Source organism: Paenibacillus sp. FSL W8-0194, from assembly GCF_037969745.1.
Lineage (GTDB): Bacteria > Bacillota > Bacilli > Paenibacillales > Paenibacillaceae > Paenibacillus_AQ > Paenibacillus_AQ cookii.
This window is the reverse complement of sequence record NZ_CP150205.1, coordinates 3,530,730-3,544,841: the sequence shown is the minus strand read 5'-3', so window position 1 is coordinate 3,544,841 and position 14,112 is coordinate 3,530,730. Positions and strand designations below refer to the sequence as shown.

Below are 14,112 nucleotides of genomic sequence, written 5' to 3'. Positions count from 1 at the left end.
AGATGAGCTTGGATTGCTCGCGTTTCGGAAACGTTTCCGAAAACTAATATGTCACAACTTCACAGGATTGTCAAACCGGTTTCGAAACGGGGCACACAGATTTTTTCTTGAAAAACAGCCTTTTAAGCTAGGGTATATCACCCGGATCTCCGCGTAATTCAACCGCCAAAATTTTCATGGTATAATAGAAATAGTAAATGAAAAGACGGAACGAAAATAGGAAACGATTCCGAATTAAGGAGGGCCGGGTCGGCTTGTCAAAAAACTCGAAAGTCACCATCGAAGACGTCGCCAAAAAAGCCGGCGTCGGGATCGCGACGGTATCCAGGGCCATCAACAATTCCGGGGGCATCAGCGAAAAAACGAAAACGAAGGTGCTTCAGGCGATCGAAGAACTTGGTTTCATCCCGAGCATTGCGGCGCAAAGCCTGAAGGTGCGCAGCACCTATCAGATCGCGCTTGCCGTGCCCGATATCCGCAACGCGTTCATGCCCGAAATCGCCTGGTCCGTGGAGCAGGCCGCCAAACATCACGGCTACCGCGTCGTCAACATCAACACGTCCGGCATCGGGCAGATCGAGCTGGAGACGATCCGCGACGTCAAAAAGCTGCACGTGGACGGCCTGATCATTTTGCCGCTGGCGTATCCGAAAAACTTCGTCGAGCTCGTCAACAAATCGCCGGTGCCGATCTCGGTCATCAACTACGGGAAAAAGCTGGGGCCCGACATTAAAGCGGACGTGGTTTGCATGTCGCAGCAGGAAGGGCGCCTTGCGATGGAGCATTTGATCAGCATCGGCCGCACGAGGATCGGTTACGCCGGAGCGCCTAAGGATATCATCGAGGAACGCTACAATGCTTATGTCAATTCGCTGGCGCACGTCGATTTGTCGCTGGTTTATTTCGGCGAGGACTTCTCGCTTAGCACGGGGGCGAAAGCCGCCGATTATTTCAAAAGCCTGAAACATATGCCGGACGCGGTTTACGCCGGGAACGACATGGTCGCCATCGGGCTGATCAACCGTTTTAAAGAGCTTGGGGTCAGGGTGCCGGAGGACGTGGCCGTGGTCGGCATCGACAACAACATTTGGACGACGCTCACTTCCCCGCAGATCAGCTCGGTATCCATCATGGGGGCGGAAGTGTCCCGCCTGGCGACGGAGCTGCTGCTGAAACGGATCCGCGAACCATCCAAAGGCGCTTATGAGAGGGTGCAATTCGAACCAAGGCTGATCGTGCGCGAGTCCAGCGTGAAGATGAAGCGGAGCACGGTCTACCTGGACTAACGGGCTTGGAAAGGAAGGGGCGGAAACATGTCGGATACGGAACAAAAGATTCGTCAGGCGATATCGCTGCGGGAATCGGGCGATGCCGAACAGGCCAGGAAGTTATGGCTGTCGCTGCTGGAAGAGGAGCCGGGCAATGCGGAAATTTGGTACCAGACGGGATGGACCCACGATGTCCTCGGTCTCGAAAGGGAGGCGGTGCCGTATTATGAAGAAGCCATCCGGTTAGGGCTCGGCGAAGAATCGCTTGCAGGCGCGCTGCTCGGTCTTGGCAGCACCTTCAGGTCGCTCGGGGAATACGGCCGGGCGGCGGAGGTGCTTGAACAGGGAATGAGCGCGTTTCCGGAGCGAAGAGAATTCCGCGTGTTTTATGCGATGGTGTTGTATAATTTAGGCAGACACCCGAAGGCGATGGAGCTGCTGCTGGCCGAAATCGCCGATACGTCCGGGGATGACGGGATTCGGGGTTACGCTAGGGCGATCCGCTTTTATGCCGATAAGCTGGATGAAGTATGGCAGTGAGCGAAGCCGATCCGGAAGTTTCAAGGAAAGGAGCGGCCGCATGAAATTGCAGGGAATCAATCATATTTGTTTCTCCGTTTCGAATCTCGACGCCTCGATGGCCTTCTATGAGAACGTATTTGGGGCAAAACCGCTCGTCAAAGGGAGAAAGCTTGCCTACTTCGATTTGGAAGGGCTGTGGATTGCCTTGAACGAAGAGGATGCAAAGCGAGAAGCGGTGCCGCGGACGTATACCCATATCGCCTTTTCGGTGGCGGAAGAAGAGTTCGACTTTTGGCTTCACCGCCTGAGGGAACTTGATGTCACAGTCCTGCCCGGACGGGAACGCGATGAAAAGGATAAGCGATCGGTCTATTTCCTGGACCCGGACGGACACCGCTTCGAGCTTCACACGGGCACGCTGCAGGACCGTCTCGATTATTACCGGGCGGAAAAAGGCCATATGACATTTTACGACGAATAACAAGGGGGACATAGGATGACGACGATTGGATGGGTCAGACACGGCATTACCGACTGGAACGTGGCGAAAAAGGCGCAGGGACAAACGGATATTCCGCTTAATGATACGGGCCGGGCGCAAGCCCGGGCGCTGGCGGAACGGTTCCGGAACGAGACATGGGATGCCGTGTATGCAAGCGATTTGTCGCGGGCGAAGGAAACGGCGGAAACGATCGCCAAAGCGATTGGCATTCCGCTCTATAGCGATGAGCGTTTGCGGGAAAAAGGCTGCGGTAAAATCGAAGGCACGACGGAGGAAGACCGGATTCGGATGTGGGGCGAGGACTGGCGGGAGTTTGAGCTTGGAATCGAGACCGAAGAGTCGATGATTGCGCGCGGAACGGAACTCGTGAAGGAGGTTTGCCAGCGGCATCCCGGGCAGCGCGTGCTCCTCGTCAGCCATGGCGCCTTGATCTCGACGCTGCTTCCGGCGCTGGTTGCGAACATGGGGGAACGCCAGCATCTTCACAACACGTCGGTCACGTTGATCCGCAAGCTGGATGAACAGTGGGTATGCGATTTGTACAACTGCCGCCGTCATTTGGACGCCGTCAATTTGTAATGCAGGCATAAGACCATAAGACCAATTGCAAAGGGGAAAATGCCGTGAAAATCGTTGTCGTCGGCGAGTTGAACGTGGACGTTATTTTGGCCGGCACCGACGTGATGCCGGAGTGGAACAGGGAAAAGCTGATCGATTCCTTCGACGTGGTGTTGGGTTCGTCTTCGGCGATTACTGCATGCGCGCTGGCATCGCTTGGCGCCGAAGTTCATTTCGTAAGCGTGGTGGGGGAAGACGACTTCGGGCGTTTTTGCTTGCGCGAGCTGGATCGGATGCAGGTGAATACCGAACATGTCATCCGGAAGGCGGATCTTAAAACCGGGGTCACCTTGTCTTTTTCGACGCCGCGGGACCGCGGACTGCTCACGTACCCGGGCAGCATTCCGCTGCTTGCGCCGGAGCACCTCCCTGCGGGGCTGCTTGCCGAAGCGGACCATGTGCATTTCGGCTCTTATTTTCTTCAGGACGGCATGCGGCCGCATTGGGAAACGTTGTTTGCGGGCCTCCGGGCCGAGGGGGCGACGACCTCCTTTGACACCGGCTGGGACGTCCGCGGATTGTGGTACCGCGAACAAATCGACCGTCTGCTGCCGCACACGGACCTGTTTATTCCGAGCGAAGAGGAAATGATGCACATTTACGGGGCCGAAAGCGTAAAAGAAGCAGCCAGAGGGCTTCCGGCAGGCGTGAATACCGTGGTCGTCAAATGCGGCAAAAGGGGAGCGATGCTGTTTGCGCCGGAGCGGGCACCGGAGCTGGTCGCCTCCTTCCAAGTCGCGCCGGTCGACACGACCGGTGCCGGGGACGCTTTTAATGCCGGTTTGATTTATGCGTACCGCAGCGGTTTGCGCGGACGGGAGCTGGTGAGGTTCGCCAACGCAAGCGGGGCGATTTCGACGCTGGGGATCGGGGGGACGGGCTCCCTGCCGACGCTGGAAAAAGTACACGCGATGCTGGAAGAGGCGTGAGTAGCTCCGGAATGTAACGTTGTGCAATTTGAGGCATGCAGGTATACTTTGGATATTGCCGATGTGCCCGGCGGCATGGGGTTTTTGCCCCATGACCGCAAGGGCTTCAGGGGGCATCGAGACGGATAGCAAACGGTGAGCAGGCAGCGAAGGACGGCTTTCCCCGGGCCGGGTCATGACGGAAAAGGAGCTCACGTTCACGGCTAGGATGGGATGACAGGGTATTTATGATTACGACCGTAACATTGAATGCAGCCATCGATAAGACGTATTTTCTTCCGACGTTTCCGCTGGGCAAGGTTTCAAGGGTACAGCGGTTCCGCGCCGCGCCGGGCGGCAAAGGGATCAACGTGGCGAAAGTCGTGGCCCAGCTCGGCGTGCCGGTGACCGCAACCGGCTTCGTCGGCGGATTTAACGGCGAAATGATCAAACAGCTATTGGACCGGATGGGCATCGGGCATGATTTTGTCTCCGTTCCCGGGGAGTCGCGGGTTTGCCTGAACATTTTGGACGAGGAAAACGGTATTTCCACCGAGCTTTTGGAGCCGGGGCCGACCGTCGACCCGCAGGCTTTGGCGCAGATGGAAGAGAAAATCCGCGAGCACGCTGCCAAATCCCGCATCGTTTGCTTTAGCGGCAGCCTGCCGGCCGGGGTTCCGAAGGATTTTTACGTGAAGCTCGTATCGATCGCCAAAGAAGCCGGAGCCTACGTCATTTTGGATGCCAGCGGGGACGCGCTGCGCTTCGGCCTGGAAGCCGGGCCGGATATGATCAAACCGAACGAAGAGGAAGTCGAGGGGCTTCTCGGCATCCACGTTCAGGATGAGGCGGCGCTCCAAAAGGCGGTCGAAACGCTCCTGCAAAAATACGGCATGGACCGGATCAGCGTCTCGCTCGGCGGCGCAGGCTCCATGGTGGCGTCCCAAGCGGGAACTTTCCGCGTGGAAACGCCGAAGGTCGACGTCGTGAACACGGTCGGCTGCGGGGATTCGTACGTCGCCGGAATGGCGGTCTCGCTGGCCAAAGGGCTGTCTCTCGAAGAAGGGCTGGCTCTGGCTTCGGCGGCAGGCACTTCCAACGCCATGACGGACGAAGCGGGGCTGATCGAACCGGATGAGGTGGAACGGCTGCGCGGGCAGGTACGGATCACGGCATTATAACTTGCGGCAGTATCATTTGTAATGGCCGGGCGCGTTGGCGTCCGGTCTTTCGCCGCTTCCCGAAAAAAGAGGAATGTGCCGCGCCGGCGAAGAATTTTATAGTATAAACCGAGGGCCTATTTCAGAGCGGCCGTGAAGCGGCTGTTTATTTTCCCGGGGAAAGGGCGGGTTCATGCCGAACGGCTGGGAAAATGGGGACCGGCGACGGGGAAAAGAATACGAGGACGAAAAGGAGAGTTACATGATTAAAGCGCTTATTTTTGATTTCGACGGATTGATCGTGGATACGGAAACGCCGGCCTACCACGCCTTTTGCAAAATATACAGGGAATACGGCAAGGAGCTCCCGCTCGAAATGTATGCCCGGTGCGTCGGGACTTCCTTCGAATTTTTCAACCCATATACATACCTCGCCGAATTGCTTGAACAGGCCGGGGATGCCGAACGGATCCGCAAGCAGGTCGACGTTTGCTACCGGGAGCTGTTGAAGGACGTGCAGCCGAGGCCCGGCGTCGTCAGCTATCTGCAGGAAGCCAAAAGGCTGGGGTTGCGGGTTTGCATCGCCTCGAGCTCCTATTACAACTGGATCGAGCCGTACCTGGACAAATTCGGCCTGCACGGTTATTTCGAATTCGTCAATACGGCGGATTTGGTCAAGAAGGTGAAGCCGGACCCCGAGCTTTATCGATTATCGCTGCAAAAGCTGGAGATCCAGCCGGAGGAAGCGGTCTCTTTCGAAGATTCCTTGAACGGGTTTATCGCGGCGAAACAAGCCGGAGTCCGTACCGTGATCGTGCCGAACGAGATGACGACGACCTTTTCGTTCGAAGGTTACGACCTGAAAATCCCCGACATGGAAGCGATGCCGTTAAACGAGCTGATCGAACGGCTGGAGAAGCAAAACCGGGTAGGCGAATTGGAATAATCATCCTTTAAAATCCGATAAAAAAATTCATTTTTTTACATGATACCGATTGACGGATGCCGGAGTGCCCCTTTATGATTATGAATAATCAATGGATTGTATGGAATGGAAAATTTTATACGATCGGCACTCTTTTTTTTACCCGATTGCTTTAATGCTTTCGAACACAAAAGCAGTGTAGAGGAAAATGTTGGAGGGGTCTAATGATGTTGAAGAAAAAATGGCTGCCTGTCGTCATGTCGGCGCTTTTGGCGGCAGCGCTTGCAGGTTGCGGCAGTTCTGACGGCAAGAAAACGGAAGCCGGCGGCTCCGGAAACCAAGCGGACAAAAAAACGTATAAAATCGCCATTTCCCAAATCGTCGAGCATCCGTCGCTAGACGCGACGCGGGAAGGCTTCATGGCAGCGCTTAAGGATGCGGGGTTGTCCGAAGGCGACAATCTGGAAGTGGATTATAAAAACGCCCAAAATGATTCGGCGACCAACCTGTCCATCGCGCAAAAGTTTGCTTCGGGCAAGGAAGACCTCGTGCTCGCCATCGCCACCAGCTCGGCGCAGGCCGTCGTGAAAGAGGTCAAGGACAAACCGGTCCTGTTCGCCTCCGTGACCGATCCGGTCGATGCCAAGATCGTTTCCAGCCTGGAGAAGCCGGGCGGCAACGTGACCGGCGTTTCCGACACGAATCCCGAGGCGGTTCAACGGCTGATGGATTTTATCGCCAAGCATTTTCCGAACATCAAATCGGTAGGTCTGATCATCAACGAAGGGGAGCAGAATGCGGTCGTCATGGCCAAAAATGCCGAAGAAGCGCTGGCCAAGCATAACATCAAGCTGGTCAAAGCGGCCGTGACCAACACGTCCGAAGTCAAGCAAGCCGCGCAGTCATTGGTCGGCCGCGCCGACGCGCTTTTCATTACGCTGGACAATACCGTGGTCAGCGGAGCGGATACGATCATCCAAGTGGCCAACGAAAATCATATTCCGTTTTTCTCGAGCGACTACGATACGGTTGAAAAAGGCGCGTTCGCGACCGTCGGCTTCAAATATTTCGATCACGGATACGAGGTCGGCAAACTTGCGGCGGACATTTTGAAAAACGGTAAAAATCCGGGAGAGATTCCGGTGAAAATGCAGGAGAAGCTGGACGTCGTTCTCAATTTGAAGGCTGCCGAGGCGCAAGGGGTTACGGTAACGGAAGAAATGAAGAACGAAGTGCAGGACAAGGAGAACTACATCATCAATAAGTAACGGCACGGATTGGTGTGATAGGGAGTGGCGACGTCCTTCGTCCACTCCCTTCATTGCATACGGGCTGGATTTGCGGCATCTATGAACTCTTCCGCCCGATCGGGGCGGAAATTACCCGAAGGAGGAACGTCATTATGATCAGTTCGCTGATAGGCGCGGTCGAACTGGGACTGCTTTATGCTTTGTTGGCGCTTGGCGTCTATATTACGTACCGGATTCTCGATTTTCCGGACTTGACCGTTGACGGCAGTTTTACGACAGGGGGCGGCATTGCCGCCGTCATGATTTCCCACGGATATAACGCATGGCTGAGCTGCATCGTGGCCTTTGCCGGCGGCATCGCGGCTGGGTTATGCACGGGGCTGCTCCATACCAAAGGAAAAATCAACGGGCTGTTGTCCGGGATATTAATGATGATTGCGCTGCATTCCATCAACTTGCGGATTATGGGCAAACCGAACATCGCGATCATCGATGCCGATACCGTGCTTACCTCCGTCAACCCGTGGATCGTGCTGGGGAGCATGCTGATCATCGTGCTGCTGCTCATGAATTGGTTTTTCCGGACGGACGTCGGCCTGGCGCTGCGCGCAACCGGCGACAACGACCGGATGATCCGCAGCTTCGGGGCTAACACGGACACCACCAAAATCATCGGCGTCAGCCTCTCCAACGGCCTTGTGGCGCTGTCCGGGGCCCTGATCGCGCAGCAATCCGGATTTGCGGACATTACGATGGGGGTCGGCATGATTGTCGTTGGACTTGCATCGGTGATCATCGGCGAAGCCGTATTCGGAGCCCGCAACATCATTCATGCCACGATTTCGGTCGTGCTCGGCGCGATCGTCTACCGGATCGTCGTTGCCTTGGCGCTGCGGGTGGAATGGCTCGATGCTTCGGACATGAAGGTCATTACGGCGGTCATCGTCATCATTGCGCTCGTCTTCCCGACGGCCAGCCGGGCGATGAAGCAGAAAAAAATGGCCAAAAAGCGTACCGAAGAACTCACGGGGGCCTTATCGAAGGAGTTTAAGGGAGGTGATCTCCGTGCTTGAATTATCCCATGTTTCCAAGCTGTTTAATCCGGGAACGCCGGACGAAAAAATCGCTTTGCAGCACATCAACCTGAAGCTGAATCCCGGCGACTTCGTCACGATCATCGGAAGCAACGGCGCAGGCAAATCGACCTTGATGAACATCATTTCGGGCATGATGAAACCGGACGCCGGCGCGGTCAGGATCGACGGCCAGGAGATCAGCGGCCTTCCCGAATACCGCCGCAGCCGATGGATCGGCCGCGTGTTCCAGGATCCGATGGCCGGAACGGCGCCGCGAATGACGATCGAGGAAAATTTGGCGATGGCTTACCGGCGCGGGGCCCGGCGGGGACTTTCGGTCAGCATCAACGCAAGCCGCCGCAGCATGTTCCGCGAATCGCTCGAACGTTTGGGCATCGGCCTTGAAAACAGGCTCCGCGCCAAAGTCGGACTGTTGTCCGGAGGGGAGCGGCAGGCGCTCAGCCTGCTGATGGCCACCTTCACCAAGCCGCAGATTTTGCTTCTTGACGAACATACCGCAGCGCTTGATCCCGCCCGCGCGGAGCTGATTACGAGATTGACGGATACGATTGTGCGCGAGATGCAGCTGACGACGCTGATGGTCACCCATAATATGGAGCAGGCCATTCGGCTGGGAAATCGGCTGATCATGATGGACAAGGGGAAAATCATTCTCGATATCGATGAACGGACGAAAAAGGATCTTACGATCGAAAAGCTGCTCGGCGAATTCGAACGGATCAGCGGCCACAAGCTGTCGGACGATCGGGTCGTATTGGGCGGATAAGCGATTCAAATGACATCGTGCAATAAGCTCATCATCGTGCCATAAAACATGCGTATAAGGAAGAACAAGGAGCTGTCGCGATCGGCAGCCGCTTGTTCTTCTTTTTGCGTATTCTTTAGACCGTTTTCATCACAGGGATGCAAATTTCGCAATATCCATCGGCGATCATTTTCCCGGTATATCGTTCCAAGGCAGGCTTGTTGTCCGGTTGATATCCGCTTTGCCGCAAAGCCGGGAAAACGGCGGCCCATGCCTTTTGAACCTCTTCCGTGGTATGCTTCACCGTGCAAACCGCATACTCGCCGCCGGTAAATTCGCCTTCCTCCACGGTATCATCCAACGCAACATCCGCCGAAATCACGATGCAGGCGTCATACCTGCAGTTTTCGGGAAGCGTCGTTTCGGGGCGATCCTGCGGGATTCCGAGCAGAATGGCCGATTCGGTCAGCAAATGTCTGTCTGCGGCCCACCGTTTCAGTGTTTCCATGGCTTGGGCATTGGCCGGGCCGTACGGGCCGACTTGCCGCACATAGGCCAAGCGGTAATTCGGAATGTTTTCCATCTTCAGGTTCATCGTTAAGCTCCTTTTCTGGTCATATGAGTGAATTCACTTTGGATGCTATCATGGTATAAAAATATATTCATTCATTTTTTTCGAAAAAGCGGCAAAAGAACATCCCTCCTCCGAAAAAAGGTTTTTTGGCCGTTTTCATAGAAATGATATGTTCAGGACGACAGAGAGAAACGAAAGGGTGTGGGAACATGAAGCATTTGACGAACCTGTCCTATGAGGAAGTCGTTCAAGCGACGGACATGACGTTTAGCGGCTGGGATTTTTCGTATCTGGGGAACACGGGAAGGCTGCAGGAATTTCCGCTGCGCTGGAATTATTACAATCTGGTGGAACAAGCCATATCCCAATCGGAAAGCATGCTGGATATGGGGACTGGCGGCGGCGAGTTCTTGTCAAGGTTCAGCCGGCTTCCCGCGCATACTTGCGCTACGGAAGGGTATAAGCCGAATGTGGAGGTAGCCCGCCGAAGGCTTGAACCGTTGGGCGTCCGGGTTTCCTACATCGAAAAGGATGAGCAGATTCCGTTTGCGGACGAGGAATTCGATCTGGTGATCAACCGCCATGAATCGTATTGCCCCAAGGAGGTTCACCGGATTTTGAAACCGGGCGGCTTGTTCATCACCCAGCAGGTTGGGGGGACGAACGACCAGGAACTGAACGAATGGCTGGCAGCGCCGAACGACGAATTTGCGCATTGGAATTTGGATTACGCCGTGCGGGAGTTGGAGCCGTATTTCGATATTCAAGGCCAAGACGAGGAGGTAACGCGTTCCAGGTTTTATGACCTGGGAGCCGTCGTCTATTATTTAAGCGTCATTCCCTGGCAAATCCCCGACTTTTCGGTGGAGCGGTATGACCGGCAGCTTCGGGAGCTTCATCGTACATTGGAGCAGCAAGGATATTTGGATACGAGCTGTCACCGTTTTATCATCGCGGCCCGAAAGAAACGGTAACGATCTGCCTGCGCGGCTTTCCCCCGGACGCGGTACCTGGGATGTTAGACGATCTACTGCCATAATTTCATACAACCTCGCGCCAAACCATTTTTGACCTGCTAGTCAAGAATGACTATACTAGAAGTAGCAACAGCATTGAAGGAGTCTTAACGATGGATGAACGCGAACTGCTCGTTTTGGGATTGCTGATGACCCAAAGCCAGCACGGGTATCAAATCAACGATTTCATTGAGCGCAATTTGGGTCAAGTATCCGATATGAAAAAAGCGACGGCGTATGCCATTTTGAAGCGGCTCGACAAGCAGGGCTGCGTAAACGTGACGGTCGAGCAGGAAGGCAACCGGCCGCCGCGCCAGATTTATTCGATCACGGAAGAAGGCAAAAAACGTTTTTTTCAATTGCTCCGCGCTTCCTTGGTCCATGCCGAAAATACGACGCCGGACGGGAATATCGGACTGATGTTTATCGATCATTTGTCGCGGGAGGATGCCATAGAACTGCTTAAGATCAAGCTGGAGAGAGTGCAGGAACTGATCGGGGCATGTTCGAAAATTCCGCCGCACGGCGAGGGCATCGGCGTGAATTTGTCTTTCCGCCACCGCATGGCTCTGCTCGAGTGCAACAAGCATTTTCTGATCCAAACGCTGCAAGAGCTGGAAGCGAAGCAAGAATGATGAGCATTAACGCCGAAATTCCGCGTCGTTCATTATTTTTTTGCTCCGCTAAGAATTCGGGCTACATATGCAAAGATATAAAAAATTGACCTAATCCATACACCTTTTAAGTAGAGAGCCAGTCGCCTGTAATCCATCGGCGGCTGGTTATTTAGTTTCGTTTGCACGCGAATGGAGTTAAAGCCTAAATCCAATACATCAAAAATGCCCTGATCGCGGTCTTTAGACTTTGATTAGTGCGCTTAGATATTAAAGCATACTATTTTGTATAATGGACGATAGTACAAAAAAGAGACACAATCTTTGTCTGGGGGGACATCTTTGAAAACGTCCATCTTTGAATTGGTGGAGACAGCGGACGATCTGCCGTTTGATGTATCGCTGCACCGGGTAAATTACGTGCCGAGTCATTGGCATACCAGCGTGGAGATCATATTCGTGCTGTCCGGCAATCTGGAAGTCACCGTCGGAATCGAGCGGCACACGATAACCGAAGGCGATGTGTTTTTGATCAATTCCAGCCATGTCCATGAGGTCATTGGGCTCGATATGAACATTATCGCCACGTTTCTGATCCCAATGGTATTTTTGAAGGATAACATTAAAGGCATTGAGGACATACAGTTCGAGTGCAATTCTTCCACGGTCCGGCCGGAACAGAAAAGCGGGTTGGACCGAATCCGCCAGATGCTGGCGGAGATGGTCGAGCTGAAGCAGAAAAAAGGAGAGGCGTACGAGCTGGATATGGGCATCCGCATGCTGGCCGTATTTTCCATGCTCATTAAGCAGTTCAAATCCTCCGAAACCGGCGGCGCGATCAACGAGAAGTATATGGAGCGCATGCTCCGAATAATCAATTACATCGATGAGCATTACAATGAACCGATCACCCTGCAATCGATTGCCAAGAAGGAATTTCTGTCCGTGCCGTATCTGTCCAAATTTTTCAGCGAAAATATCGGGCTTAATTTCCAATCCTATTTGACCAGCATCCGGTTGAAGAACGCGGTGGAGGAACTGCTTCGTCATGAAGACCTCCCGATTGCCGATCTGGCGTTAAGCCACGGATTTCCCAATGCCAAATCGTTTTACACGGCGTTTAAAAACAAATACCGCATGACCCCTCACGAATACCGCAAGCAGTATCGGCCTGAACGGGAAACGGAAGAGAAGAAGCAAGACATCTCTTCGAACTATCTTCAGTTCAACCAATCCAGCGCACTGGGGATCATCCGTCAGTATTTGCGGCGGACCGAATCGTTGGAGGTTGAAACGATCCAGGCAATCGAATCGAAGACCTACGAGGTGAACGCGGCCGCTCCGGGAAGAAACCTGAAGCATACGTGGAAAAACCTCATCACGATCGGGAAAGCGCAGGAAGGGCTGCATGCCGATGTACAACAGCAGCTGGCCTATGTGCAGCAATGCTGTCCATTCCGGTATTTACGCTTCCACGGGATCTTTGACGACGGGATGATGGTATATGATGAAGACGAGGCAGGCCGGCCGCGCTACAATTTCAGGCTGGTGGACCAGCTGTTCGATTTTATGCTGTCGATTGGCTTGAAGCCGTTCGTGGAGCTGGGATTTATGCCCTCCGCGCTGGCCTCCGATCCCGGGAAGACGGTGTTCTACAGAGCCAGCTTTACGAGCCCGCCGAAGTCGCTGGATAAATGGTGCGGACTTATCGACAGCTTCCTTCGTCACTGCATGAACCGTTACGGCGCGGCGGAGGTCGAGAGCTGGAGATTCGAGTTCTGGAACGAGCCGGAATTAAACGTATTTTGGCCCGGATCCGTTCAGGAATACCATGAGCTGTATCTGGCCACCTACAGAACCGTCAAACGGTTATCCGCAGGACTGAAGATCGGCGCGCCCGGCCGGATCATCACCGTGACTTCGCCGGAAACGGCGACGAATTTTTTCGCGTTTTGCCGCAAGCACGATTGTCTTCCCGACTTCATTCCGCTGCATTTTTATCCGCATGAAGAAATCGAAAAACGAGTACAGCAGGAAGAAGCGGAGCTCACGCAGGACGAAGAGCTTTACCGGAGGCTGCTGGAGAAATTCGGAGGGATTTCGCCGAATCCCGATTTTCTTAAGGAGAGACTTGCGATGGAGCTGCAGCTGCTCGCCGACCAGGGGTTATCCGGCCGCGAGGTGTATATGACGGAATGGAATTCGACCGCCTATCACCGCGAATTGACGAACGATACCTTATACAAGGCTGCCTATATCGCCAAAAACATTCTCGATAATCTTGATGCCATCGACGGTTTCGGTTACTGGGTGCTGAGCGACAACATCGAGGAAACGTTCCCGTCACCGCGTTTGTTTCACGGAGGGCTTGGGCTGATCGCCCAATATGGGATCCCGAAGCCCGCCATGCATGCGTACAGGCTGCTCGGCAAGCTGGGGGAGACGCTGATTGCCCGCGGGGACGGATATATCGTGGCCGCCCGCGGAGACTCCATTCAAATCATGACGTATAATTACTGTCATTATGATGATCTTTACGCTCTCGGCGACACTTCGTTTATAGATGAAACACACAGGTATAACGGATTCAAGGAAGAGAAAATCTTAAAAATCGACATCGCGCTTAGCGGGTTACCTCAAGGCGCGTACCGCATGGTTACCCAAACGATCACCCGCAAACACGGCAGCAGCTACGACAAATGGGTGGAAATGGGGGCACCGGAATCATTGACGGCTGAGGATATCGCTTATCTGAAGCAGAGCTCCACCCCATTAAGAGAGGTTCAAGTCTTGAACGTGGAGAACGAGAACGGGACGGTGATTGGCTCCACCTTGAAACCGCATGAGGTGCAGCTGATTGAATTAACGCCTATGGTATGAGCGGCAGCGCAATCTGTGTCAATTTTTAAGCCA

14 protein-coding genes are annotated in these 14,112 nt (G+C 54.2%); 13 read left to right on the top strand and 1 reads right to left on the bottom strand.

From position 1 onward, the window contains the following. Positions 1-254: 254 nt before the first annotated feature. The 10 genes from MKY58_RS15900 to MKY58_RS15855 all read left to right on the top strand — a co-directional run bounded on the left by MKY58_RS15900 (position 255) and on the right by MKY58_RS15855 (position 9,016). The gene (locus MKY58_RS15900) at positions 255-1,286 is read left to right on the top strand and encodes a LacI family DNA-binding transcriptional regulator (RefSeq protein WP_339321141.1); all 1,032 of its coding nucleotides are present in this window, start codon (positions 255-257) and stop codon (positions 1,284-1,286) included. A gap of 27 nt (positions 1,287-1,313) precedes the next feature. Further along, positions 1,314-1,808 (top strand): tetratricopeptide repeat protein, encoded by a 495-nt coding sequence (locus tag MKY58_RS15895; RefSeq protein ID WP_339321140.1) that lies wholly within the window; start codon positions 1,314-1,316, stop codon positions 1,806-1,808. A 40-nt stretch (positions 1,809-1,848) separates the two neighbouring features. After that, positions 1,849-2,271 (top strand): metallothiol transferase FosB, encoded by a 423-nt coding sequence (gene fosB / locus MKY58_RS15890; RefSeq protein ID WP_339321139.1) that lies wholly within the window; start codon positions 1,849-1,851, stop codon positions 2,269-2,271. Between the two features lie 15 nt (positions 2,272-2,286). After that, positions 2,287-2,871 (top strand): histidine phosphatase family protein, encoded by a 585-nt coding sequence (locus MKY58_RS15885; RefSeq protein WP_339321138.1) that lies wholly within the window; start codon positions 2,287-2,289, stop codon positions 2,869-2,871. A 44-nt stretch (positions 2,872-2,915) separates the two neighbouring features. Continuing rightward, positions 2,916-3,839, top strand: coding sequence for a carbohydrate kinase family protein (locus tag MKY58_RS15880; RefSeq protein WP_339321137.1), 924 nt, complete (start codon positions 2,916-2,918; stop codon positions 3,837-3,839). A 227-nt stretch (positions 3,840-4,066) separates the two neighbouring features. Beyond that, the gene (gene pfkB / locus MKY58_RS15875; protein WP_339321136.1) at positions 4,067-4,999 is read left to right on the top strand and encodes a 1-phosphofructokinase; all 933 of its coding nucleotides are present in this window, start codon (positions 4,067-4,069) and stop codon (positions 4,997-4,999) included. Between the two features lie 241 nt (positions 5,000-5,240). Continuing rightward, a complete protein-coding gene (locus MKY58_RS15870; protein WP_339321135.1) occupies positions 5,241-5,924 on the top strand; it encodes an HAD family hydrolase in 684 nt (227 codons plus the stop codon). Positions 5,925-6,130: 206 nt separating this feature from the next. After that, a complete protein-coding gene (locus tag MKY58_RS15865; protein WP_339325173.1) occupies positions 6,131-7,171 on the top strand; it encodes an ABC transporter substrate-binding protein in 1,041 nt (346 codons plus the stop codon). Positions 7,172-7,305: 134 nt separating this feature from the next. Next, positions 7,306-8,226 (top strand): ABC transporter permease, encoded by a 921-nt coding sequence (locus MKY58_RS15860; protein ID WP_339321134.1) that lies wholly within the window; start codon positions 7,306-7,308, stop codon positions 8,224-8,226. Further along, positions 8,219-9,016 (top strand): ABC transporter ATP-binding protein, encoded by a 798-nt coding sequence (locus tag MKY58_RS15855; RefSeq protein ID WP_339321133.1) that lies wholly within the window; start codon positions 8,219-8,221, stop codon positions 9,014-9,016. The genes MKY58_RS15860 and MKY58_RS15855 overlap by 8 nt, the downstream gene beginning before the upstream one ends. 115 nt (positions 9,017-9,131) lie before the next feature. On the opposite strand, the gene MKY58_RS15850 is transcribed toward MKY58_RS15855, so the two are convergent. Further along, a complete protein-coding gene (locus MKY58_RS15850) occupies positions 9,132-9,590 on the bottom strand; it encodes a GyrI-like domain-containing protein (RefSeq protein ID WP_339321132.1) in 459 nt (152 codons plus the stop codon). 188 nt (positions 9,591-9,778) lie between these two features. Between MKY58_RS15850 and MKY58_RS15845 the strand changes: the two genes are divergently transcribed. The 3 genes from MKY58_RS15845 to MKY58_RS15835 all read left to right on the top strand — a co-directional run bounded on the left by MKY58_RS15845 (position 9,779) and on the right by MKY58_RS15835 (position 14,079). Beyond that, positions 9,779-10,543 (top strand): class I SAM-dependent methyltransferase, encoded by a 765-nt coding sequence (locus tag MKY58_RS15845; protein WP_339321131.1) that lies wholly within the window; start codon positions 9,779-9,781, stop codon positions 10,541-10,543. Between the two features lie 155 nt (positions 10,544-10,698). Beyond that, positions 10,699-11,220 carry a PadR family transcriptional regulator gene (locus MKY58_RS15840; RefSeq protein ID WP_339321130.1) on the top strand — a complete coding sequence of 174 codons (522 nt, stop codon included), beginning with the start codon at positions 10,699-10,701 and terminating at the stop codon, positions 11,218-11,220. A gap of 321 nt (positions 11,221-11,541) precedes the next feature. Further along, positions 11,542-14,079 carry a helix-turn-helix domain-containing protein gene (locus MKY58_RS15835; protein ID WP_339321129.1) on the top strand — a complete coding sequence of 846 codons (2,538 nt, stop codon included), beginning with the start codon at positions 11,542-11,544 and terminating at the stop codon, positions 14,077-14,079. Positions 14,080-14,112 lie beyond the last annotated feature (33 nt).